Origin of the sequence: Mesorhizobium sp. M0293 (genome assembly GCF_040321735.1) — a bacterium.
Taxonomy (GTDB): Bacteria; Pseudomonadota; Alphaproteobacteria; order Rhizobiales; family Rhizobiaceae; genus Mesorhizobium.
The window spans coordinates 1-23,066 of sequence record NZ_JAMYSA010000095.1 but is presented as its reverse complement, the minus strand read 5'-3'; the positions used below and the strand labels follow the sequence as shown (position 1 = coordinate 23,066).

The 23,066-nt window shown below is 62.2% G+C and carries 18 protein-coding genes; 8 read left to right on the top strand and 10 right to left on the bottom strand.

Annotated features, from left to right (window positions below; genetic code table 11):
* Positions 1 to 263 (top strand): transposase (locus NKJ06_RS26930; protein WP_352811210.1); only part of this gene is annotated, 263 nt, incomplete at its 5' end.
* 207 nt (positions 264 to 470) lie between these two features.
* Here NKJ06_RS26930 and NKJ06_RS26925 read toward each other — a convergent pair.
* Positions 471 to 875, bottom strand: a complete 405-nt coding sequence (locus NKJ06_RS26925) for a transcriptional repressor (protein WP_352635777.1) — start codon at positions 873 to 875, stop codon at positions 471 to 473.
* 260 nt (positions 876 to 1,135) lie between these two features.
* On the opposite strand from NKJ06_RS26925, the gene NKJ06_RS26920 reads away from it, so the two are divergent.
* The 5 genes from NKJ06_RS26920 (at position 1,136) to amrB (ending at position 9,408) form a co-directional block, all read left to right on the top strand.
* Positions 1,136 to 3,343 carry a caspase family protein gene (locus NKJ06_RS26920; RefSeq protein WP_352811207.1) on the top strand — a complete coding sequence of 736 codons (2,208 nt, stop codon included), beginning with the start codon at positions 1,136 to 1,138 and terminating at the stop codon, positions 3,341 to 3,343.
* Between the two features lie 68 nt (positions 3,344 to 3,411).
* Positions 3,412 to 3,831: a hypothetical protein gene (locus NKJ06_RS26915; protein ID WP_352635781.1), complete on the top strand. Its 420-nt coding sequence runs from the start codon at positions 3,412 to 3,414 to the stop codon at positions 3,829 to 3,831.
* Complete coding sequence (locus NKJ06_RS26910) at positions 3,828 to 4,529, top strand: DUF4760 domain-containing protein (protein WP_352635783.1); 702 nt, start codon at positions 3,828 to 3,830, stop codon at positions 4,527 to 4,529. Before NKJ06_RS26915 ends, NKJ06_RS26910 begins: the two co-directional genes overlap by 4 nt.
* A gap of 2 nt (positions 4,530 to 4,531) precedes the next feature.
* Complete coding sequence (locus tag NKJ06_RS26905; protein WP_352811206.1) at positions 4,532 to 7,558, top strand: hypothetical protein; 3,027 nt, start codon at positions 4,532 to 4,534, stop codon at positions 7,556 to 7,558.
* Positions 7,559 to 7,695: 137 nt separating this feature from the next.
* Positions 7,696 to 9,408, top strand: coding sequence for an AmmeMemoRadiSam system protein B (gene amrB / locus NKJ06_RS26900; RefSeq protein ID WP_352635787.1), 1,713 nt, complete (start codon positions 7,696 to 7,698; stop codon positions 9,406 to 9,408).
* A gap of 150 nt (positions 9,409 to 9,558) precedes the next feature.
* Here amrB and NKJ06_RS26895 read toward each other — a convergent pair whose 3' ends face one another.
* Together NKJ06_RS26895 and NKJ06_RS26890 are read right to left on the bottom strand one after the other, a co-directional pair.
* The gene (locus tag NKJ06_RS26895) at positions 9,559 to 11,391 is read right to left on the bottom strand and encodes an MORN repeat-containing protein (RefSeq protein ID WP_352635789.1); all 1,833 of its coding nucleotides are present in this window, start codon (positions 11,389 to 11,391) and stop codon (positions 9,559 to 9,561) included.
* 151 nt (positions 11,392 to 11,542) lie between these two features.
* The gene (locus NKJ06_RS26890; RefSeq protein WP_352635791.1) at positions 11,543 to 12,637 is read right to left on the bottom strand and encodes a trypsin-like serine peptidase; all 1,095 of its coding nucleotides are present in this window, start codon (positions 12,635 to 12,637) and stop codon (positions 11,543 to 11,545) included.
* Positions 12,638 to 12,986: 349 nt separating this feature from the next.
* Here NKJ06_RS26890 and NKJ06_RS26885 point away from each other — a divergent pair, with 349 nt between their 5' ends.
* A complete protein-coding gene (locus NKJ06_RS26885) occupies positions 12,987 to 14,084 on the top strand; it encodes a S1 family serine peptidase (protein WP_352635793.1) in 1,098 nt (365 codons plus the stop codon).
* A gap of 75 nt (positions 14,085 to 14,159) precedes the next feature.
* On the opposite strand, the gene mgrA is transcribed toward NKJ06_RS26885, so the two are convergent.
* The 7 genes from mgrA to NKJ06_RS26850 all read right to left on the bottom strand — a co-directional run bounded on the left by mgrA (position 14,160) and on the right by NKJ06_RS26850 (position 21,521).
* Complete coding sequence (gene mgrA, locus NKJ06_RS26880) at positions 14,160 to 15,206, bottom strand: L-glyceraldehyde 3-phosphate reductase (RefSeq protein ID WP_352635794.1); 1,047 nt, start codon at positions 15,204 to 15,206, stop codon at positions 14,160 to 14,162.
* Positions 15,207 to 15,326: 120 nt separating this feature from the next.
* Positions 15,327 to 16,469 carry a Gfo/Idh/MocA family protein gene (locus NKJ06_RS26875; protein ID WP_352635795.1) on the bottom strand — a complete coding sequence of 381 codons (1,143 nt, stop codon included), beginning with the start codon at positions 16,467 to 16,469 and terminating at the stop codon, positions 15,327 to 15,329.
* 11 nt (positions 16,470 to 16,480) lie between these two features.
* Positions 16,481 to 17,227, bottom strand: coding sequence for a sugar phosphate isomerase/epimerase family protein (locus tag NKJ06_RS26870; RefSeq protein ID WP_352635797.1), 747 nt, complete (start codon positions 17,225 to 17,227; stop codon positions 16,481 to 16,483).
* Between the two features lie 52 nt (positions 17,228 to 17,279).
* Complete coding sequence (locus NKJ06_RS26865) at positions 17,280 to 18,377, bottom strand: ABC transporter ATP-binding protein (protein ID WP_352635799.1); 1,098 nt, start codon at positions 18,375 to 18,377, stop codon at positions 17,280 to 17,282.
* A 5-nt stretch (positions 18,378 to 18,382) separates the two neighbouring features.
* Positions 18,383 to 19,315 carry a carbohydrate ABC transporter permease gene (locus NKJ06_RS26860; RefSeq protein ID WP_352635807.1) on the bottom strand — a complete coding sequence of 311 codons (933 nt, stop codon included), beginning with the start codon at positions 19,313 to 19,315 and terminating at the stop codon, positions 18,383 to 18,385.
* Between the two features lie 2 nt (positions 19,316 to 19,317).
* The gene (locus tag NKJ06_RS26855) at positions 19,318 to 20,205 is read right to left on the bottom strand and encodes a carbohydrate ABC transporter permease (protein WP_352635801.1); all 888 of its coding nucleotides are present in this window, start codon (positions 20,203 to 20,205) and stop codon (positions 19,318 to 19,320) included.
* Between the two features lie 77 nt (positions 20,206 to 20,282).
* Positions 20,283 to 21,521 carry an ABC transporter substrate-binding protein gene (locus NKJ06_RS26850; protein ID WP_352635803.1) on the bottom strand — a complete coding sequence of 413 codons (1,239 nt, stop codon included), beginning with the start codon at positions 21,519 to 21,521 and terminating at the stop codon, positions 20,283 to 20,285.
* A 403-nt stretch (positions 21,522 to 21,924) separates the two neighbouring features.
* Here NKJ06_RS26850 and NKJ06_RS26845 point away from each other — a divergent pair, with 403 nt between their 5' ends.
* On the top strand, positions 21,925 to 22,980 hold the full coding sequence (locus tag NKJ06_RS26845) for a LacI family transcriptional regulator (protein WP_352635805.1): 1,056 nt from the start codon (positions 21,925 to 21,927) through the stop codon (positions 22,978 to 22,980).
* Positions 22,981 to 23,066: the final 86 nt, after the last annotated feature.

Genomic DNA, 23,066 nt, shown 5'->3' with positions numbered 1-23,066 from the left:
CGGCCGATGAATTGACGGCCGACGAGGTGCTGCGAACCTATCGGCTGCGCTGGCAGGTCGAACTCGCCTTCAAGCGGCTCAAGAGCGGAATGGGCATCCACAAGCTTCCCGCGCGAGACGAGCGGCTCGCCCGAAGCTGGCTGACGGCCCACCTGATCCTGGCGCTGATAATCGACGAGGCCGTCACAGACGTTCTCGACTCTCCCCCCTGTGAAGGCGAAACCACGCAGGGCGCAATCGCTGTCCCTATGGAGGCTGCATAGCCTCCTGCGTCCTGCGATCCTCAACGCCATGCTGAGGGTAATGCGGCAGGGAGAAATCGTCACGCGCTTCACCGAAATCATTCGCCACGTCTGCGATCCGCCCAGACGGCGCAAAAGCCAATCCGCAGCAGCATGGATCGCCGGCATAGCGTAAAGTTAGCGCCTATGGGGTGCTGTCCCTCCAACATCAGGTTGGCTGGCCTGATCCTAAGCGGCTTCCGCCAGGCACTTGGCGCACGTCCCGCGAAATTCGATCACGGCTTTCTTGGCGGCGAAACCAGTGGAGCGCACCCATTCGTCCAACCGGTGGCCGACATCGTGGTCGGACATTTCGGTCACTTGCCCGCATGTGTCGCAGATGGCGAAGGCGGTCATCGAATGGCTGTGGTCGTGCGGCTCGGCGCAGGCGACGAAGGAGTTGATGCTTTCGAGCCGATGCACGAAGCCGGACTTCACCAGCGTGTCGAGCGCCCGATAGACCTGCAGCGGCGCGCGGAAACCGCGTTCGCGCAATTGATCTAGCAAAGTATAGGCGCTGAGCGGCCCGCTGGCGGCCTCAAGCTTCTCGAGCACGCACAGCTGGTTCTTCGTCAGCACATCCCTTGCCGCCATGGTCCTGATCCAACTCGTCTTGCGTCGCTCGCGCTTCATTTCCGTGCGCAAACAATCCCTGTCCCACCCAGATAGCGACGAACAGGCATTTTTGCTACTGTTTCCAACATCCCTGCCCGGAAGGCTGTCGAGAACCGGCTATTGTCGATCCGGAGTGGGTAGCAGGCAGGTTGCTCTCCGATGCAACATTCAAAATACTGACAAAATCTCCGGCAAGAATTGCCGCGCTTGGAAATTCGATCGGGCTTGGGGAAGCAATCATGATCAAATTGACGCGGCGGACGCTGCTGGTCGGCACGTCCGCGCTGACGATGGCCGGCATGGTGTCGTTCCGGACCATGGCCGCATCGCGCACCTACCATGCGTTGCTGGTCGCCTGTACCGAATATCCCAACCTGCCGCAGAGGAACTGGCTGATCGGGCCGAAGAACGATGCCGGCCTCGTCCACGAATATCTCCTGAAGAATGTGCCCGATCCGGTACGGTTCGCGCCGGAGAACATCACGCTGCTCGCCAAGGATGTCCCCGGCGCCAGTGGCTTGCCGACCCATGCGGCGATCAAGACCGCACTGGCCGACCTTGCCGCCAAGGTGCAGCGTGACGATTTCGTCTATCTGCACCTGTCCGGTCACGGCGCCCAGCAGCCGCAGATAGTCAAGGGCGACGAGACCGACGGGCTCGACGAGATCTTCCTGCCCGTCGACATCGACAAATGGATCCACCGCGACGCCGGCGTGCCGAACGCGCTGATCGACAACGAAATCGGCGCAGCACTCGACGCCATCCGCGACAAGGGCGCCTTCGTCTGGGTCGTGTTCGACTGCTGCCATTCCGGCACAGCGACACGCGCCGTCGAGGTCGACGACGAGCTGGAGCGCAAGGTCGAGTTTGCTGACCTGGTCGGCGGCAGCGAGGCCGAGCGGGCTGCTGCGATCAAGGCCTATGATGCGGTGACATCGGCCGCCGGCTCGCGCGGCGTCGATGACAACGGCGCGCGCAAGCCGGCCTTCAGCCTGACCCCGACCGGCGGCGAACCGATCGCCAAGGGCAAGCTGGTCGCCTTCTATGCCGCACAGACGGTAGAGACGACGCCGGAAATGCCGCTGCCCAAGGGCGCGACGGATGCGCCGCGGTTCGGCCTGTTCACCTTCACTATCCTGTCGAAACTGGCCGAGAATCCCAATGTCACCTACCGCCAGCTCGGCCAGGCCGTGCTGCAGCAATATTCGGCCGACAGCCGCACCCGGCCGACGCCGCTGTTCGAGGGCGAACTGGATGCCCGTGTGTTCGGCACCGACAAGACAGACGCGGTCAAGCAGTGGCCCGTCGTCATCAAGGACGGCGAAGCGACGATCGGAGCCGGCCTGCTGCACCGCCTCACTCCCGGCAGCAAGCTCGCCATCCTGCCTTCGGCACTATCGCCGCTTTCCGATGCAGTCGGCTTTTTGGAAGTGCGGTCGGCCAAGAACCTGGAAAGTCGCGTCAAGCCCGTCGAATTCGACAAAAAGCCGGCGCTTAAAGTCGCCGACATTCCGGCCAACGCCTATGCGCGGGTGGCGGAGATTGCCGTCGACTACAAGCTTATCGTCGCGCGGCCGGCCGTGGCAAAGGGACTTGAGAAGGAAACCGCTCTGGTCAATTCGGTTCTCGACGAACTGGCGACAGCCAAGGAGACCGGTTTCAACATCGAGCTGGTCGAACCCGGCAAAAGCGCCGAACTCCGCTTCGCGGTGATGCGCGAGAATGCCATTACCGGCGCCGCCGAGGATGCGACCGACAAGCCAGCGCTGTGGTTCCTGCCGGCCTCGGGCGACGTGACCCTGAAGGACGGCAGCAAGCCGCCGCTGATCATTATCCACATGGATGACCGCCAGAAGCTGGTCGACGCAACGACCAGGAACCTGCGCACCATCTTCCGCGCCACCGGGCTTTCGCGGCTGGCGGCGGCCTCCGACTACAAGCCCGAGGACGTCGACGTCCAGTTCCAGGTTAAACGCCGCGACAAGGACGGCCTCGAACCCTTGCAGGCTTCCGTGGTGCCGCGCGTTTCACCGGGCGACGAGGTGCATGTGCTGGCCAAGAACAGCTCGGACCTTCTGGTCGACATCAACGTGCTCTATGTCGGCAGCGACTATTCGATCACCCATATCGTTGCCGAGCGCCTCGCCCCTCAGGCCACGCTCGAAGAGGGACTGCTGGCCTTCACCGACACCAGCTTCGGCATGGAACGGATGATCGCGGTTTTGACCGAGGCGCCGCCGGAGAGCGAGAAGGAGGACCTGAGTTTCCTGGCGCAGGACGGCGTCGCCTCGGCGACACGAGGAGTGGGTTCCGCCGCCAGCTTCTCCGACATGCTGACCGATCTCGGCATGGCGCCGGCAACCCGCTCGGTGATGCGGCTTGCCGACAAGAGCGGGCCGAAGGGCGCGGTGATGATCTTCCCGATGGAGACGGTGCCACGCGCCTGAGCGGATGCCGGAGCGAAGGCCAGCTCTTGCACGATCGGCGCGATATGAGAACATTCCCGGCCGCAGCTTTGGCGCATGACGGCCGGATGAAACGGATAGGATCGATTGTGAAGAACTCTGTGTTTTCCTGGCGTGGAACGGTGGCCGGCCTTGCTGGCGGCCTGTTGCTGATCGCCAGCGCTTCGGCGGACGAGGCCTGCGGGCTATGCGTCAAGCAGATCGTCACCAACTCGGAGCTGGCGACGTGTTTTCTCGATCAGTATGACCAGATCGCCAAAAGCAGCAGCAACGCCGTTATCGTTGATCTCAGCAACTGCGCCTCGCGCGGTGTCGTCGAAGCCTTGCCGTCACCGAACAAGGGAGCGACGGAGCCCGACGTGCAGTTCATGATTTCGCGCCCGCAGCTGGAATGCCTGAAAAAGAAGCTGGAGGCGCCAGGCATCGTGCTGGATCCCTCCGCCATCATTGAACTGGATACCTGCCAATGAAAAAACCGGCAGGCAGCACCAGGCAAACAGCAGCGCCCGCGAAAGCACCGACGGCGAAGCAGGCTTTGCCGGAAACCACCGAAGGCTTTCCGTGGCCGAGCAGCCATGAGATCAAGAAGGAGAGCAACCCCTTCACCGACCGCGACTGGCGCATGCTGGTCTATGCCTGGTCGGGCATGGCAGTGCGTCTCGCCATCATCTTCACCTTGATGTTTTCGGTCTACCAGTTCCTGGCCAACCAGGAGCAGAAGCGCGTCGAGCAGACCATGTCGCTGGTCGAACTCTGGGAAAACAAGGACTACCAGCAGGCGCAGCGTGCCCTGAAGGATCGTCTGACGGCCCTCAACGCCAAATATGACAATCTGCTCAGCGCCAACCCCTCGCCGACCGAGGAGCAGGTGTTCCGGCAACGGATCGGCATCGAGGCGATGACCGCCGGTGGTGGCGACATGCCGGTCGCCGATTTCAACGAGAATTTCGACCGCATCGTCTATTTCCTCAACCGCCTGTCGTTCTGTGTCGATGGCGATCTGTGTTCGCGCAAAGTGACCGACGCCTATTTCCGCGACTATGCCGCCTCGTTCTGGAGCTATTTTGCCGGCTACATCGACAAGCAGCGCAAGGCGGGTTCACCCACTTTCGCCACGGCAATCGAGACTTATGTGCGCAATGCACAGCCTGCGGCCGAAGCCAAATAGCGATGGGAAAAACCGGTCTCCGCCTGATGCGCGCCTGCCGCTGGCTGGCTCTCGGCGGAGCATTGATCGGGACTTCGGTTGCCCATGCCGAGGACGCACCGGATTTCCACCTCGACCTCGATACTGGCGGCCATAGTGCGCAGGTCACCGATCTCACCTTCACACCCGATGGCGAAGACATCGTCTCGGCATCCAATGACAAGACCATCCGCATCTGGGACTGGCAGAATGGGGTGATGCTGCGCACCATCCGCGGCTATCTCGGCAATGGCAGCGACGGCAAGATCTTCACGATCGCGGTCTCGCCCGACGGCAAGACGATCGCCGCCGGCGGCTATTTCGGCGCCAGTCTTGGCGACAAGCCGCCCTATGGCGACATCAGGCTGTTCGACTTCGCCACCGGCAAGATGAAGGGAGTGCTCAAGGCCGCCGACTACGCGACCTACGATCTGGCCTTCTCTCCTGATGGGGAAACGCTGGCTGCCGGAGGCGCCGACGGCGTCGTCTATCTCTGGCGGTCTGACGACAAATCCGTGACCGGCTGGACGCTGGACAAGAAGCTCGACGCCGATTCCTGGCACATCGACAAGCTCGCCTTCGCCGCCGGTGGAACCCGTCTGGCAGCGACGACCACTGACAACGGTATCCGGCTGTGGGACGTCGCGAAGGGCGAGGAGATCGCATTGCCCGACGAAGCCGATCCGCTGCGGGACATCAGCGTGATGGCACTGGCGGTTTCGCCCGACGGGGCCTTGTTTGCCACCGGCAGCAAGGACGGGAAGGTCCAGCTCTGGCGCGCGACAGATGGCACGCTGGCACGCGCCATGCCGACGCAGGATTTCTTCATCGGTTCGCTGACTTTCGCCAAGGATGCGCGGCTCATCGCCTCCTGCGGCTATCGCTGCGCCGACAGGCACCGCTCCATCGTCTGGAACACCGACACCGGCGAAAAGACGCTCGACTATACCGGCCATGACGGCACGGTCTATGCCAGCGGCGCCAAGGCTGATGGCTCGCTGATAGCAACCGCCGGCGGCACCCGCAACGCCATCCAGGTCTGGGATCCCGCGACCGGTGAGCGCAAGGCTCTGCTGCAGGGCGTGGGGGAACCGGTGACGGCCGTCGGCATCGACGCGACCAACGACGCCATCGCCTGGGGCAATGCCAACCCTTGCTCCGATCGCGTAGCCTGCCCCGAACAAATGGGCGCGCTGGACAACAAACTGGCACTGCCGACCTCCGAACGCTTCTTCGAGGAGCCGCAGCCGCTGACGGAGCCAGGCTCGTTTGCGCGCGCCGCCCTTACCGACGGCCAGTGGTCGCTGCACGCCAAGGCAGGCGGCAATGACGCGCTGGAAAACGCAGTTCTGGAAATCGCCAATGGCGGCAAGCTGGTACGCAGCATCGAGAACGACGCCACCAACGGTTTTGTTCATTCGGCCTACATACTGATCGACAAGGGTCTTGGCGTGATCACCGGCGGCAATGACGGCACGCTGCTCGAATACCGGACCGCGACCGCGAAAGTGTCGGGCGAATTCACCGGCCACACCGGCGAGATCAACGCCATGGTTGCCTCTGAGAAGGCCGGCCTGCTGGTCACCGGCGGCGCCGACCAGACGCTGAAACTATGGAACCTGAAGACGCACGAGCTGATCGTGTCGATGTTCTTTGCCGGCTCGCAATGGATCGTCTGGATGCCGCAGGGCTACTATTATTCCTCCGACGAGGGCGACAAGCTGATCGGCTGGCAGGTCAACCAGGGGCGCGACCATGAAGGCCACTTCATCCGCGCCGGCCAGTTGAAGAAATATCTCTGGAGTCCGGAGATGGTGCGCCGGGCAATTATCCTGCGCAGCGCAAAACAGGCGGTCGAGGAAATGCGGCCCGGCGTCGACAACGAGTTGCAGAAGCTTTTGCAGCGCAAGCCGCCGGAGTTCGGCATCCGTCTGGCGGAAGACCAGAGCAAGGTCCGCGACGGCTACGTCGCCGTCGAGATATCAGGCGCCAAGGAAGCTGGAACCGATGTCGCCGGCTTCTCGATCCTGTCGAACAGCCTCAATGTGGGCGATGTCACGGCCCGCTCGGCGGATGGCAGCAGCACCATTATCGAGATACCGGTCGAGAACGGCGAGAACACCATCCGCGTCACCGGCACCAACGAATATGGCTATCTGACCGAACGCAGCGTGACTGCACTGGCGAGGAAGACCGAGAGAACCGAGGCCAAGGGCAAGCTCTATGTGGCAGTCATCGGCGTCGACAAATATCCGTTCCTGACCGACGCCTGTTCGGGCCGCGCCTGCGACCTGCGCTACCCCGTCGATGATGCCACGGAATTCCTCAAGGTAGTTTCGCAAAAATCGGCGCCGCTGTTCTCGTCGATGGAGACGCTGGTTCTGGTCAACCGCGAGGCGCTCGACGAGAGCCCCGACAAGGCCAAGCAAACCTACGCCGTCGCCAGTGCCGAACGCATCATGGAACCCGACTCGGACACGATCGACGATCAGCTCGCCGACTTCCTCGACAGGCCCGGCGAGCACGACACCACCATCATCTTCGTCGCCGGCCACGGCATCAACATCGACGAAGACTATTATTTCATCCCAACCGACGGCCGCAAACAGGATGCCGAGCGCTGGAAGCGCTCTTCGCTTGTCGACTGGTCGGATATCCAGAAATCGGTCGAGCGGGCCAAGGGCATGCGCTTCATGCTGCTCGACACCTGCCATGCCGCCAACGCCTTCAATCCGCGCCTGGAAAAAGACGCGCAGGACGCGCGCATCGTGGTGTTTTCCGCCACCGCCGCCAACAACACCGCAGCCGAACTGCCGGAACTCGGCCACGGCGTCTTCACCTATTCGATCCTCGAAGGCCTGCGCGGAAAGGCCAGGACGTCGGACGGCGGCGTGACACTGTTCGGCCTTGCCGACTATATTTCGCGCGAAGTGGTGCGGCTGACGTCGTCGAAACAGAAGCCGTTCTACTATGTCGGCGGCGTGGAGAACATTGTGCTCGCCGCGCCATGAGGAGGCGAGGCCTACGCCAGGGCACCCCTCTCCCCCGCAAGGGGGGAGGTCGGCTGTCGGGACTGCTTACGCTGATCTGCAGCGCTGCAAGAAAACTCGCGCGGCGGAAGCTGCCAATCTCCCCCCTTGCGGGGGAGATGTCCGGCAGGACAGAGGGGGGTGCCTGCGCGCCGGCCAGCATCCTGCTGATCTTCGCCATCACTCTCCTGCCCCTCCCCGGCTTCGCCGCACCTGTCGTCTGCCCGCCGGGCACCGATAACTTTCCGCCCTTCTACGACGAGGTCACGCTGTTCAAGGATGCTATCGCCAGCGTCGCCGATATCCAGCCTTCCAACCAGCGGCTGACCGGCATCACGGTGCCACACCATCTGCTTGCTGCCGATCTGGTGGCGCTCGGCTTCCGGGCGGCGTCGGGTTTCCGCTACAAACGGATCATCATCCTGTCGCCGGACCATTTTCACAAGACGCACAAGCTCTACGCCACCACGCTGCGCGGCTTCGACACCGTGCTTGGCCCGGTCGCGGCCGACACCAATGCCGTACGTCGTCTCGAGACGAACGGCGACATGGTCGAGGAGTCGTGCCTGTTCGACAAAGAGCATGGCGTGCGTGCCATGCTGCCTTTCCTGCACCACTATTTCCCCGAGGCGAAAATCGTGCCCGTGGCAATGTCGGTGAAGGCGCGTCGCGGCGACTGGGACAGGCTGGCCGAGGCTTTAAAGCCGATTGTCGACAAGGACACGCTGATCGTCGAATCCACCGACTTCTCGCACTATCTGCCGCAGCATGACTCCAGACGCTTCGACCAGCAGTCCCTGAACATGCTGGCCGCCGGGTCGCTCGACGGCATAGCTGCACTTCGCCAGCCCGATCATGCCGATTCCGTCGGCGCGCTCTACATCCAGACAAGGCTGCAGCGCGAGCTGTTCGGCGCCCTGCCGCTGGTCGTCGCCAACGAAAACTCGCAGGAACACACGTCGGACTATGTCGAGCGGACCACCAGCTATGTCGTTGCGCTGTTCGGCGCCTTCGGCCCCGGCTTCAACAATCCGGCACGGCCAAAGGACAGGATCTATTATCTCGCCGGCGACGTGAATTTCGGCCGCGCCATGAAGAAGATCCTGGTTCGCGACGGCGTTGCCGACCGCATCGTCGACAGCGCTCTGGCCCTGACCGGATCGCGGCCGCTGATCGTCAACCTCGAAGGTGTTATCCTGCCCAACGTGCCGGAAGCGATCGACGACATGACGCTGGCGATGCCGCAAGACCTGGCTGTCGACATGCTGAAGCGGCTGCATGTCGCCGGCGTCGGGCTCGCCAACAACCACGCCTACGATCTCGGACCGTCAGGCTATGCCGAGACGCTACGCGCGCTGGATGAAGCCGGCATCCCGCATTTCGGCCAAGGCGAGACGCTGGCGCTTGCCGATCTCGACCTTGTCGGCCTGACCGACATCGACACCAACGGTTCGAAGAACACCGACCTGCTCACCCCTGCCCTGCTCGACCGGCTGCTGCACGAGGATGCCGAGCGGCCGGTGGTCGCCTTCGTCCATTGGGGCCGCGAATACAAGACCGCACCGTCGAAGCGGGAAGACATACTTGCCGACCAGATGCGCCTGCGCGGCGCTTCAGTCATCATCGGCGGCCACCCACATGTGTCGAGCGAAGCGATTGTCCCGCTGGGCGGCGGCGATGTGGCGGAGGTCTATTCGCTCGGCAATTTCCTTTTCGACCAGCGCGCCGAACGCTCGTCCGGATCGATGCTGGAACTGCGCGTCTTCGCCCAGGGCACGATCTTCACCAGGCTCATTCCCCTTCCCAACTATTTCGAGATGGGCAGGAAATAAACGCTCCCAGGGTGTGTTGAGATTCAGGTCAGGCCGAGTCGAAAACGGCAGGTTCCGAGAACCGGAGCGGAGCGTACTTTTCGTACGCGAGCACCGGAAGCGTAGGAAGCTGCCGTTTGCAGACCGGCATCACCTGAATATCGACACACCCTAACCGCAGCCGACCATATCGCGCGGCAGATAACAGGCCGCCGGCTCGGTCCTGGTCTCGAACAGCGACTGCTTCGGCCGGAAATAGAAGAAGGTGACCGGCTTGCTCTCGCGCATGCTGCCGTCGGCAAAATGCGCCGCGATGCTGAAGCTGTGGATCGACGACATCGACGACCACATTTTCAGCCGCGCCGTATAGGCGCTGATCTTCTTGTTGCCGCGCACCGGCATGGCGATGGTGTAGTCATGCTTGCCGATCGGGAACTCGATGTTCTGGTAGCGCATCGCTTCCGGTGTACCACCGCCACCGTCGCCACATTCGGCCATCGATTCCGGCGTCTCGAAGACCGCCATGGTGATGGAGGTGCGGAACGGCTCGCTCTGCTGGTAGACATGACCTTCGTCATCCGCCCACGAATAGTCGAACTTGCCGATCGCGTTCAGCGTCATCGCCTGTTGCATGTTGCCGAGATAGTCGGCGACCTCGCCGAATTTGATCTTGTTGGTCAGCTGGCTGCGGCAGACATTGAGACTGTCTACCGAAGGACAGGGAAAACGTCCCGTCTCCAGGCTGGCCGTATCGACGCCGGCTTCAGCGAGCACGCTCTTGACCGATACGTCGACGCCGTCGCCGAAACTGCCGACGTCCTTTGTGAACATGCGGCTGGGTTCACCGGTCGGGTTGTCTTCGTCGTCGACTGCAGTGAACTGGATCGACATCTTCATGTCCTTGGCGTCACCCCAGCCATTATTGACGATCGAGAAATCCGGCCTGAATCCGACGCAGCCGAAATGCTCCGATATCGACAACATCGGCTTGCGATAGGCATCGCTGGCGGCGACCTTCATTTCCAGACTGTCGAGCTTGACCTTGGACTGGTCGGTCGTCTTGAGATCGACTTCCGCAAAGGCCGGCGCGTCCTCCCAGTCCATGCCTTGATAGACATTGCCGGTGGCGATCTGGCCGATGCCGCTCCAGCTGTCATTGTACTGGTCGGATTGCGGATAGATCGCGATGTCTTCGTCACGCACCAGATGCTGGTACTGCATGTCGGACTGCTGAGTCATACGCTGATCGACCGCGACGCCGATCTCGACCTTGTCGGCATCTCCGCCGCCGGTCTGCACCTTGAGGAGCCCACCGACCCTGGCATCGGCCAGCACGTCGGGGCGCGAGCCGCCAACCTCCTTGCCCATCGCCCATTGCGATGTGTAGACCGTGCCCCCAGCCAGCCGCATGCGGCCCTTGCCGTTCTTCAACCCGTCGACAAATGAGCCGGCAAAAATCTCCCCGGTCTTTGACAGCAGCCGCCCCTCGCCATTCGGCACGCCGGCGACGAACTGCCCCTCATAGCGGTTGCCGTCGGCGTCGACATGGATGCCCTTTCCGCTGAGTTCTCCGGCAAGCCAATGCCCGTCAAAAACCTCGCCCGAACGCAGCTCGAGCCGGCCTTGCCCGTCGGGGCGGCCTTCCCCGATGTCACCGAAATAGCTGGAATAGATGGTTTTGGGATCATAGCGTGCCGAGCCGCGCACCCGCCAGACCAGCCTGCCCTTGCCGTTGATGGTGCCGTCTTCGGCAATCGTCCGGTCAGGCGACTGGCCTGCGGCTGGCTCCCAGACGAAGTCGAGGCCCTTCTCCGGATGGAAATCCCAAACCCGGACCGTCCTGCGCAGCACCGAGCGCGTGTCTGCCTGGTAGAGGATCTGCACCCGTTCCGCCCAGGCCCCATCAGTGGGTGCGGCGGCCGGATCGGCGAAGGCCTGCAAAAGCATCAACGCGGCCAGCATCGATGCCGCCGCGATCCCCGACACTGCCCTTGCCCGCGCCATCCTTGAGCCCCCATGGATGCCAACCCCTTGGCTGATCAAGCGTAGTCGGCGAGCCGGCCTCGTGCAAGAGAAGCCGCATTCGAAGCATCGCCACGAAAAAAGGCGGCGGGATCGACCCGCCGCCTTTATCTTCACCGCGAATAAGCAGCGCCTATTTATACAAGCTGTTGATCCACTGGACGTTGGCAGCGTTCAGGCGCACGGCGGTGTTCGCGTCGGGGCTTTCCGCCACGTTGACGCCGGTGATGATGCGCTGCTTGGAGTTGTTGTCGTAAGCATAGACCGAGCTGCCGCTCGACCCTGGGAACGTATCGCAGTCATACTGGAAATATTCCGGGGCGATGTTTTCGGCATGCACTTCGCAGTTCGCCTTCCACATCGTGCCCATCGGCTTGTCGCCGGGATAGCCGACGAGATTGGCGGTGAAGTCGCCGAGATCGTCATAGTTGGCGTAGCCCAGCCAGCCAAGGTTGGTGCCGACGTCCTGCTTCAGCGTGACGATGCCGAGATCCCATAGAAGGACCGAACCATAATAGCCCTGGTAGTTGTCGATAAAGCCTTGCAGAACATAGGCGCTTTCAAAGGTGAAGGCGCCGAACGGTGCGTCATCGGCGGTGCTGCCATTGAGGCCTGGCACGAACAGATACTCGGAGAGCCAGTCCTTGTCCTCATGGCTATAGAGGCAGTGCGCCGCGGTGAGCACCGTGCGCGGGCCGATCAGCGTTGCCGAACAGCTGCCAAAGCTGCCCGTTTTCGGCGACTTGGCTTCGAGATAGCCTATTGCCGAGAACGGATAGGTCTTGGTGTTCTTGACCTGCTCGCGATCATCGGTGCCGAAAACCTGACGGCCGGCTTCGCCTTCACCGAGATCCGGATCCTCTGTCTTCCGCTGGGCTCCATCTGTTCCATTGGCCGGAGCATTCAGTTCCTTGATGATAAGGTCCCTCAGCGCTTCGCTCGGCTCGATCTTGATCTCCTTGCCATCGGCGGACCGTCCGACGATGCCATAAGATTTGACAGCCGTTGCCTCGTCAGCAAGCGGCGCGGCGCGGCTGTCTTCGTCAGTCAGCTTCGGCGGCGCGATTGGTTTCGCCCGCCCGGGCTTGTAGTCGCCTGAAGTCACGTCCCGCATGCTTTCGCCATTGCCGGCACTGGCAGAGCCAGGATCGGCAGCGAAAACCGGGACCGCCCACATTGCGGTGGAAAGCAATGCGGACGCAACAAGTTCGTTTGTCAGTTTTGTCATGGTGAGACTCTCCCAAAAGTCAGCAAGGACTGGATCAAAATACAGAAATATTGTCGAGATCGTGGTGAAGCCGAAAAATGAGTTTGGTTACCGGCGCCTGAACCTGATCATCACCCCATACGGTCTGTCAAAGGCCCCCGCCAAAGACATCCGCGCAGATATATTGCCTAAATTTATACAACATTGGAATGACAAATCGCTTCCACGTAGCCCGTGGGGGGCTATAGGGTTTTGAGTGGGTTCCGCACAGGAACGCGATCCGCGAAGCAACGCCTGCTTGCCGGCGACTGTTTCGTTGATCATGCGCCGGGGCTGGCTCGTTCGGGAACGTGTCTCAGGAGGATTTCAGGTGCACATCATCCATCGGTTCAGGCCGATCGCCGCCGCGTCTTTGCTCGGCATCGCTGCCGCCCTTGCGGCCGCCAACACTGCCCAGGCGGACGAAGGTGCCGCCAGGCCCGAAGCGGCGGTTTCGCCGATGAAGCGGGTGGCCGATGCAAGAGCGAAGGCCACGGCGGAAAACCCCGACGGCGCCGACCGCGTCTATGGTGGCAACCAGGCCGAAAAGGGCGCCTATCCGTTCCAGGTCGCGCTGCTCACCGCCGACAGGCTGGACGAGAACCCGGCTTCGCAGGCCAATGCCCAGTTTTGCGGCGGCAGCCTGATCGCGCCGCAATGGGTGCTGACGGCAGCACATTGTCTCAACGATGAGGGCAAGCCGATTTCGCCGGAGAGCGTCACCGTGCTGACCGGCGCCACTGACCTCAGCGAGGGTAAACGCCACAAGGTCGTGGAGGTTATCGTCAACGAAGGCTACAGCGAGCAGACGCTCGATAACGACCTCGGCCTGCTCCGGCTTGCCGAACCGGCCGATGCGCCGACAATCAAGGTCACCCATGACGCGACACCAGATACCGGCAAGACGACAGTCACCGGATGGGGCAAGATGCAGGATGGCACCTTCCCGACCACGCTGATGGTCGCCGACCTTGACCTGCAGCCGAACCAGGCCTGCAATAGCGGCATCAAGGCCATTTATGCGCATGATCTGAAGGCAGCACTTGGCGATCTGTCCCACCGTATGCGCTATTCGGAAAAAGGCATCGACGCGGCCGCCAATGCGATCGCCGCCGATATGACCGACCCGCTGACCGGCAATATGATCTGCGCCGGCACCACCAGCGGCGTGCGCGATGCCTGCAACGGCGACAGCGGCGGCCCGCTGTTCATGACCGGCACCGGCGGCCCGATCCAGGTCGGCGTCGTCAGTTGGGGCGAAGGCCCGGCGGACGGCAGTGCGGCCTGCGGCCACAAGGACGCCTATGGCATCTACACGCGGTTGGCCAATTACACCGGCTGGATCGAGGCGAAGATGAAAACTTCTGCTCCGGCGCCTGCAAAACCCAAGGCGGGACTGGGCACGGCTCAGAAGCCGAAGACGCCCTGAACCAGGGCACTTGCCTTCACACGAGAGAATGGCGGGACTCCCGCCGTTCTTGTTTTGCCGGCTTATCGAGCAGGCTTATTTCCTCGGCGGACCTTTGCGCTCGGCCGAGGCCGCCCACAGATTGATGTCGGACTCGCGCGCATAGGTATCGATCTCGGCGAGCTCGGCATCGCTGAAGTCGAGCACCTTGAGCGCGCCAACGCAGTCCTCGACCTGCTCCGGCCGGCTGGCGCCGATCAGCGCCGATGTCACCTTGCCCCTGCGCAGCACCCAGGCCAGCGCCATCTGCGCCAGCGTCTGCCCGCGCTTGCCGGCGATGGCGTCGAGCGCCTTGATGTTGGCGATGGTCTTGTCGTTGATGAAGGCAGTCCTCAGCGACTTGCCTTGGGAGGCGCGGCTGCCGTCGGGGATACCGCCGAGATACTTGTTGGTCAGCATGCCTTGCGCCAGCGGCGAGAACACGATGGAGCCGACGCCGAGCCCTTCGAGCGTATCGAGCAGGCCATCGTCCTCCACCCAGCGGTTCAGCATCGAATAACTCGGCTGGTGGATGACGCATGGCGTGCCAAGCTGCTTCAAGATATCGGCGGCCTCGCGCGTGCGCTGCGAATTGTAGGAAGAGATGCCGGCATAGAGCGCCTTGCCGGAGCGCACGGCATGGTCGAGCGCGCCCATGGTTTCCTCCAGCGGCGTGTCGGGATCGAAACGGTGCGAATAGAAGATATCGACATAGTCGAGCCCCATCCGCTTCAGGCTCTGGTCGAGGCTGGCAAGCATGTATTTGCGCCCGCCCCATTCGCCGTAAGGCCCGGCCCACATCTCGTAGCCGGCCTTGGTCGAGATGATCAGCTCGTCGCGGTAGCCGGCGAAGTCGGTGCGCAGTATCTCGCCGAAAGCGGTCTCCGCCGAGCCGGGCGGCGGACCGTAATTGTTGGCGAGGTCGAAATGCGTGATGCCGAGATCGAAGGCCTTGCGCGCGATCGCCTGCTTCGTCTTGTGCGGCGTATCGTTGCCGAAATTGTGCCACAACCCCAGCGAGATCGCCGGCAGTTTCAGGCCGGAGCGGCCGCAGCGATTGTAGATCATTTTTTCATAGCGGTTTTCGGCGGGTGTGTAGGGCATGGGGAATCCTCAATGGAAGCAAGCTAGCCCCACTGCCATCGCGACGACGCGGCGAGTAGGCTTCGCCCCTCACCCTTACCCTCTCTCCGTCGGAACGGGGAGAGGGTTGAGGTGTGCTGCTTACTTCTTCTTCGCCAAAAGCTCCTTGGCTTGCTTGACGCCAAGCGCGGCCGGCCGCTCGCAGGTCGTCTGCATGGCGACGAACTTGCCGGTTTCGCCGGAGCGCAACAGGCCGGTCATGACGTCGACGGCATGCAGTGCCAGTTCCATCGAGCAGCGGTGCGGCCGGCCTTCCGCGATCGCCACCGCCATGTCGGCGAGGCCTGATGTGCGGTAATTGGCCATCATCCCTTGCGAATGCATCTCATTGGGAACACCGAACGGATGCGGCCATTTCGGCAGCTTCTTGACCGGCTTGGCCGAGTCTGTGAACCGCACGTGGCCACCGAAGAAATTCGGATCAGGCACGAACACCGTACCCGCCTCGCCATAGAGCTCCATCGGCGCGTGGCCATGGGTCCAGACGTCCCAGCTGGTGTTGAGCGTCACCACGGCACCGTTCTCGAACTCCAGCAGACCGTGGATGGTTGTCGGCGTGTTGACCGGAATTTTTTCGCCAGCGCGCGGCTTTGAACTGATCGTGCGTTCCTTGGCCGGCGTCGTCGCAAAGGCAGCGACCTGTTTTACCGGTCCGATCAGCTGGATCAGATTGGTGATGTAGTAGGGTCCGATGTCGAGCACCGGACCTGCGCCTGGCTGGAAGAAAAAGTCGGGATTGGGGTGCCAGTGCTCCATGCCGTGGCCCATGACGTGGCAGGTGCCGCTGGTGATCTTGCCTAGCTTGCCGGTATCGATCAGGTCGCGGACCAGCTGATGCGCACCGCCCAGGAACGTGTCGGGAGCCGAGCCGATGCGCAGGCCTTTCGCCTCGGCGCGTTTCTTCAGGTCGAGCCCTTCCTTGACCGACAGCACGAAAGGCTTTTCCGAATAGACGTGCTTGCCGGCGTCGAGGATCTGCTTCGACACCTCGTAGTGCACCGCCGGAATGGTCAGGTTGACGATAATGTCGATGTCGTCGGCCTTGAGCAACCCGTCGACGGTCTCGGCGCGCAGCTTGAACTCCTTTGCCCGCGCCTTGGCAGCCTCCATGTTGATGTCGGCGCAGGCCCGCATCTCGATACCGCGAAACAGCGGCGCCAGTGAAAAATACGCCTTCGAGATGTTGCCGCAGCCGATGACGCCGATGCCAAGTTTCTTTGCCATGCTGATTGCTCCTAGTAGGTCTTGACGGCTGCGATGGAGCGGCGGGCGAAGCGCTCGATGTCGTTGGGGTTGTCCTGTTCCATGACGTAATATTGGGCGGCAGTCTTGGCGCGCAGCACCTTGATCAGGCCGGCCCAGTCGATGATGCCATGGCCGACATCCGACCAGCCATCCTCATCCAGCCCCTCGCCCGGCTTGGCCATGTCCTTGACATGGACGGCGCTGATGCGCTTGCCATGCTTCTCGATCCAGGGCAGCGGATCATCGCCGCCGCGCACGACCCAAGCGACGTCCATCTCCCAGCTGATGTCGGGCGCCGCCGTGAGGATGAGATCCTGCGGCACCGATCCGTCGGCGAGTTTCTTGAACTCGAAATCATGGTTGTGCCAGGCAAAGCCGTAGCCGGCCTTTTTCGCGGCGTCGCCGACCTTGGCCAGCCGCTCGCCAAAACCGCGCCAGCCGGCCGCGTCGGATGGCCGCTGATCGGGCATCAGAAAAGGGCAGATCAGCAGTTTGATGCCAAGCGCGTCGGCAATCGTGCGCACGCCATCAAAATCGTTTTCGAGCGCATCGATCGAGAAATGCCCGGTCGGCATGGCGAGGCCGTTCTTGTCGAGTTCAGCGCGAAAGGCCTTGGGATCATCATAGACGCCTCCGAAGCCCTCGACTTGCGTGTAGCCGAGCTTGCCGAGCGTGGCGAGCACACCTTCCCAGGGCAGGAAATTGCGGGCGCTATAGAGTTGGAATGACCAGTTCATCGTCTCTGTCCGTTTTGCTTGGGATTGTCGCTGGAAGAATGGTTCTCGCGAGCTAGATGCGGGTGCCGGTTGCGGTGTCGAAAAGCGAAGCGCGCATCGGATCGAAGCCGACCGTCACCGCCTCATCGTTGTTGGGCGTGCGTTCCGAGGTCACCCGGACGCTGAAATTCTGCTGGGCAAGCTTCAGCCAGACCAGCGTGTCGGAGCCCATCGGTTCGACCACCTCGACATTGGCGGCGGTCGAGAACGGCCAGCCCGTGCCGCTGTTCAGGCTGACATGCTCGGGCCTGATACCGAATACGGCTGGGCCGGCCGTTGGAGGACCGGCAAAGTCATAAGTGCCGAGCGGAATCTCGAGAGAGTCGGCCACGAACCGCCAACCGCCGTCTGCGTTTTCGAGCCGGCCGTCGATGAAGTTCATCGCCGGCGAGCCGAGGAAGCCGGCGACGAATCGGTTGACCGGCCTGTTGTAGATAGTCTGCGGCGCATCGAGCTGCTGGATGACGCCGCCCTTCATCACCGCGATTCGATCGGCCAGCGTCATCGCCTCGATCTGGTCGTGGGTGACGTAGATCATGGTGTTCTGCAGCTTGCGATGCAGCAGCTTGATCTCGACGCGCAGCTCGGCGCGCAGCTTGGCATCGAGATTGGACAGCGGCTCGTCGAACAGGAACACGTCGACATCGCGCACCAGCGCCCGTCCGATCGCCACGCGCTGGCGCTGGCCGCCGGAGAGCGCCGCCGGTTTGCGTTGCAGCAGCGGCTCGATCTGCAGGATCTCGGCCGCCCGCGCGATGCGCTTGGCGATCTCGTCTTTTGGCGTGCCGGCGACACGCAGGCCGAAGGACAGGTTCTTCTCCACCGTCATTTGCGGATACAGCGCATAGGACTGGAACACCATGCCGATGCCTCGGTCCTTGGGCTCTTCCCAGGTGACGTTCTTGCCCTTGATGAAGATGCGGCCTTCGGAGATATCGAGCAGGCCGGCAATGCAGTTGAGCAAAGTTGACTTGCCGCAGCCGGACGGGCCGAGCAGCACGATGAACTCGCCCTCGGCGACATCGAGATTGAGGGTCTCCAAGACAGTCACCACACCGAAATTCAGTGACAGGTCCTGGATCGAAACGCTGATGCCGTTGGCTGCCGTCATCGCCGTCACCCCTTCACCGCGCCGGCGGCGATGCCGCGCACGAAAAGCTTGCCGGAAATGAAGTAGACGATCAGCGGCACAAGCCCGGTGAGGATAGTGGCGGCCATGTTGACATTGTACTCCTTCACGCCTTGTACCGAGTTGACGATGTTGTTGAGCTGCACCGTCATCGGATAGGTATCGGGGCGGGTGTAGACGACGCCGAACAGGAAGTCGTTCCAGATCCCGGTCACCTGCAGGATGATGGCGACGACGAAGATCGGCAGCGACATCGGCAGCATGATGCGCAGGAAGATGCCCCAGAAGCCCGCGCCGTCGACCCGCGCCGCCCTGAACAGCTCTTCCGGCATCGAGGCAAAATAATTGCGGAAAAGCAGCGTCAGGATCGGCATGCCGAAAATGGAATGGACGATCACCAGCCCGCTGAGACTGCCGTAAAGGCCGATCTCGCGCAGGATGATGACGATCGGATAAATCATCACCTGGTAGGGAATGAAGGCGCCGACGATCAGGATGACGAAAAACGTGTCGGCGCCCTTGAAGCGCCAGTTGGCCAGCGCGTAACCGTTCACCGAGGCGATGGCGATCGACAGCAGCACCGACGGCACGGTGATGCGCACCGAATTCCAGAAGCCGCGCGAAAGCCCGTCGCAATTGAGGCCAGTGCAGGCCGTCGACCACGCCTTGACCCACGGCTCGAAGGTGATCTCGAGCGGCGGCGAAAAGATGTTGCCGAGCCGGATCTCCGGCATCCCCTTGAGCGAAGTGACGACCATCACATAGAGCGGCAACAGATAGTAGGCCGCCATGACAAACAATGTGCCGTAGAGGAAGATGTTGCGGCGCGAAATCATGCGGCGCGGCTTCGGGCCGTAGGGGCCGATGATGTCCTGGCGCGTGCCGGTGGCAACGCTTGTTTGAGCGGTGGTGTTTGCCATGCTCATTTGCGCCGCCCGAATTCGAGATAGGCCCATGGCACGATGACGATCACCACCGAGAGCAGCATCATGGTCGAGGCGGCAAAACCCTGGCCGAGGTTCTGGGCGAAGAACATGTAGTCATACACGTACTTGGCCGGCACCTCGGAGGCGATGCCCGGGCCGCCGCTGGTCTGGGCCACGACGAGGTCATAGACCTTGACGATGCCGGAAGCGATGATGACGAGCGTGGTGATGAAGACCGGCCGCATCATTGGGATGACGATGAACAGATAGGTCTTCCACATTGGTATCCCATCCACCCGCGCGGCCTTCCAGATGTCCTCGTCGATGCCACGCAGGCCGGCCAGCATCAGGCACATGATGAGCCCGGTGCCTTGCCACAGTGCCGCGATCGATATGCCGTAGATGACGATACTGGAATTGTAGAGCGGGTCGAAGCTGAAGCTCTCCCAGCCCAGTCCCCGCACCACATGCTGGATGCCGAAGTCCGGGTTGAGCAGCCACTGCCAGACAAGGCCGGTGACGATGAACGAGAGCGCAAAGGGATAGAGGAAGATGGTCCGGAATGTGTCCTCGAAGCGGATCTTCTGGTCGAGCAGCGCGGCAAGGAGGAAGCCGACGACCAGTGAGAACACCAACGAAATCGCGCCGTAGATCAACAGATTCTCGATCGAGATCAGCCAGCGCGGCGTCGCCCACAACCGGTAATACTGGTCGAGCCCGACGAAATTCAGCCGCGGCAAGAGCTTCGAATTGGTGAAGGAATAGAGCACCGTCCAAAGCGTGCCGCCGACGAAAACCACCCCTGCGGTGAGGATCATCGGGATCGAGGCGACCTTCGCATTGAGGTTGCGGAACAGCGGGTTGGGGCGTTCGCTCTTGCTCATCTCGTCAAGCCGGCTGGGTAAGGGCGGTGCGCTCCCGACCCTGCCAGGGTCGGGAGCGAGGTGAGTAGCCTCCAACGTCAGTCCGCCGAAGCGATGAGGTCGGCGAACCGCTTCTGCGCCTCTTCAACGGTCAGTTCCGGCTTGGCGAAGAATTCGGCGAAGAGATCTTCCTTCTGCTTCTGGGTGTCCTGTGAAAGCAGCTGGTCCGTCCATGGTATGACGGCGCCCTTGGCGAGGATGGCGAGGCCTTTCTTCATGCAGTCGTTCGCTGCATTGAGATCGACGTCGCCGCGCACCGGCAGCGAGCCCTTCTTGAGATTGAAGGCAACCTGCGTCTTGGGATCGAGCAGAGTTTCGGCCAGCACCTCCTGCGCCTTGGATTTGTCGGCATCCTTCAGCAGCGGGAAGTAGAAGGCGTCGCCGCCTGTGGCGATGACTTCGTTCAGCCCCAGGCCTGGCAGGCACGTATAGTCCTTGCCTGCGGTCTTGCCGGCAACCTGGAACTCACCTTGTGCCCAGTCGCCCATGATCTGACCGCCGGCCTTGCCGGTGATGACGAGGTTGGTCGCCTGGTTCCAGTCCTGCACATTGGTGTTCTTCGCCATCTTGCGGGCGTCGTCCGCGGCCTTGAAGACCTTGGCGACTTCGGGCCCGGCGGCAAATGTCGCGTCCTTATCCTTGTAGACCTTGAGGAAGGTGTCCGTGCCGCCGACCGCTGCCAGAAGCACGTCGAAGGCGCCGGAGGATTGCCAGGCCTGTCCGCCGACGGCGAGCGGGATGATGCCCGCCTTCTCCAGCGCGGGCGCTGCCGCAACGAATTCATTCCAGTCCTTCGGCAATGGCACGCCGGCCTTCTCGAAGGCCTCATTCGACAGCCACAGCCACTGCCAGGAATGGATATTGACCGGCACGCAATAAATCTTGCCGTCGATGGTGCAGCTGTCGAGCAGGCTCTTCGGCCGCACGACTTCCGTCCACTTGCCCTTGGTTGCTACATCGGTGAGGTCGCGCATCAGGCCGGCCTGAACCAGTTCTTCAGCCTGCCGGCCATGATTGAACTGGGTGGCCCCCATCGGATCGCCACCGGTTATACGGCTGATCATGATCGGCCGCGCCGTGCCGCCGGAGCCGGCGATGGCGCCGTCGACCCAGTGATTGCCGGTGGCGTCGAAAGCCTTGGCGAACTCGGCGACAGCCGCGGCCTCACCGCCTGAAGTCCACCAATGGGTGACCTCCAGGTCGGTTGCGGCGGCCGGACCGGCGAACTGCAGTGCGGCTGTCGCTGCCAGCGCAGCGGTCAAAAGTTTATAGCGCATTTCGGTTCCTCCCAGAATCTGAAACGTTACAGATTTTCGATACGGGAATTGCGCGAACTGCGCAACCCCATAGATAACGAGGGCCCAACATTTTTTCGAGCCACGAACAAATTCGCATGGGCGGCCGCTCCATGTGCAGCGCAATATCGGTCGCTGCACTGCAAAACATCGAAATGGCGCACGAAAGCCGGCAAAAAGTGATGGCGAGGGCAATTTCCTCTGGAATCCCAATGAGTTTTGCAAAGAGCCGGCCCCTCATCACGAGCAGCCGGCATCTCGACATTGGCAATCTGTAACGTTTCAGTATATTGAGGCTTCACCGGGGTTGGAGCGCATATCGTATCGCAATGGCGGCGATTGCCGGCCCGGGCTGCGGCTGCTATGCGCCTGACGGGCGGGACGAATGGACAGACGGCGTACGGACAAGAATGAGGAAGCGTCGGCGCAAGGCCGGCCGACGCTGAAGACGCTTGCCTTCATGACCGGGCTCGGCGTCACCACTGTGTCGCGTGCCTTGAAGGATGCCCCGGAAATCGGCGCAGAAACCAGGCGCCGTGTCCAGCTCGTCGCCAAGCAGATCGGCTACCGGCCGAACCGAGCCGGCGTACGCCTGCGCACCGGCAGGACCAATGTCATCAGCCTGGTGCTGAACACCGATCGCGAGATCATGAGCTTCGTCTCGGACATCATCTATGGCGTTTCGGAAGTGCTCGCCGAAACGCCATATCACCTAATCGTCACGCCCTATTCCCGCTCGCAGGATCCGATGGAGCCGATCCGCTATCTGGTCGAGACCGGCTCGGCCGACGGCGTCATCATCTCGCGCACCCAGCCCAACGATCCGCGCGCCCGCTACATGCTTGAGCACGGCATGCCTTTTGCCACGCATGGCCGTACCGATATGGGTCTCGTGCACCCCTACCATGACTTCGACAACCATGCGTTCGCGATGGAAGCCGTGCGCCGGTTGGCGAGCATGGGCCGGCGCAGGCTGGCGCTTCTGTCGCCGCCGCCCGGGCTGACCTACTACAGCCATACGCTGAACGGCTTTGCCGATGCGCTGAGCGAGGTGGGCGCCAGCGAAATCCCGTTCAACACCGTTTCGATCGACCATACGATCGAGCAAATCAGGATGAGGACGGCTCAGGTGATGTGCCGGGATGTCAGGCCGGACGGCTTCGTCAGCAGCGCCGCCGCGGCGACGCTGGCCATCGTCGCCGGCATCGAGGATGCCGGTCTCAAGCTCGGCCGCGATGTCGATGTCGTATCGAAGCAGTCGTCGGACCTGCTGCACCTGTTCCGCAGGGAATTGCTGGTCGTCAACGAGAATTTCCGGCTGGCCGGCTCCGAGCTTGCCCGCTCGGTGCTCGGCTTGATTGGCGGCGCCGCACCAGGCTCCTTGCAGAGCCTTGTCGTCGCCGGTGACGTCCAGTCGTTCAGCCCGCCGGTGCCCGTCTAGCTGTGAGCTTTCAGAGGGTTGTCCATTCGGACCGGACCGAGGAGACTGGAGTTACCAAGCTGCAGCACTCACCGGAGGGTCCGAAT

What these genes read in the sequence shown, in the direction of transcription:
- NKJ06_RS26925 (WP_352635777.1), bottom strand. Translation starts at nt 875, where the DNA reads ATGGCGGCAAGGGATGTGCTGACGAAGAACCAGCTGTGCGTGCTCGAG.
- NKJ06_RS26920 (WP_352811207.1), top strand. Translation starts at nt 1,136, where the DNA reads ATGATCAAATTGACGCGGCGGACGCTGCTGGTCGGCACGTCCGCGCTG.
- NKJ06_RS26910 (WP_352635783.1), top strand. Translation starts at nt 3,828, where the DNA reads ATGAAAAAACCGGCAGGCAGCACCAGGCAAACAGCAGCGCCCGCGAAA.
- NKJ06_RS26905 (WP_352811206.1), top strand. Translation starts at nt 4,532, where the DNA reads ATGGGAAAAACCGGTCTCCGCCTGATGCGCGCCTGCCGCTGGCTGGCT.
- amrB (WP_352635787.1), top strand. Translation starts at nt 7,696, where the DNA reads ATGTCCGGCAGGACAGAGGGGGGTGCCTGCGCGCCGGCCAGCATCCTG.
- NKJ06_RS26895 (WP_352635789.1), bottom strand. Translation starts at nt 11,391, where the DNA reads ATGGCGCGGGCAAGGGCAGTGTCGGGGATCGCGGCGGCATCGATGCTG.
- NKJ06_RS26890 (WP_352635791.1), bottom strand. Translation starts at nt 12,637, where the DNA reads ATGACAAAACTGACAAACGAACTTGTTGCGTCCGCATTGCTTTCCACC.
- mgrA (WP_352635794.1), bottom strand. Translation starts at nt 15,206, where the DNA reads ATGCCCTACACACCCGCCGAAAACCGCTATGAAAAAATGATCTACAAT.
- NKJ06_RS26875 (WP_352635795.1), bottom strand. Translation starts at nt 16,469, where the DNA reads ATGGCAAAGAAACTTGGCATCGGCGTCATCGGCTGCGGCAACATCTCG.
- NKJ06_RS26870 (WP_352635797.1), bottom strand. Translation starts at nt 17,227, where the DNA reads ATGAACTGGTCATTCCAACTCTATAGCGCCCGCAATTTCCTGCCCTGG.
- NKJ06_RS26865 (WP_352635799.1), bottom strand. Translation starts at nt 18,377, where the DNA reads ATGACGGCAGCCAACGGCATCAGCGTTTCGATCCAGGACCTGTCACTG.
- NKJ06_RS26860 (WP_352635807.1), bottom strand. Translation starts at nt 19,315, where the DNA reads ATGGCAAACACCACCGCTCAAACAAGCGTTGCCACCGGCACGCGCCAG.
- NKJ06_RS26855 (WP_352635801.1), bottom strand. Translation starts at nt 20,205, where the DNA reads ATGAGCAAGAGCGAACGCCCCAACCCGCTGTTCCGCAACCTCAATGCG.
- NKJ06_RS26850 (WP_352635803.1), bottom strand. Translation starts at nt 21,521, where the DNA reads ATGCGCTATAAACTTTTGACCGCTGCGCTGGCAGCGACAGCCGCACTG.
- NKJ06_RS26845 (WP_352635805.1), top strand. Translation starts at nt 21,925, where the DNA reads ATGGACAGACGGCGTACGGACAAGAATGAGGAAGCGTCGGCGCAAGGC.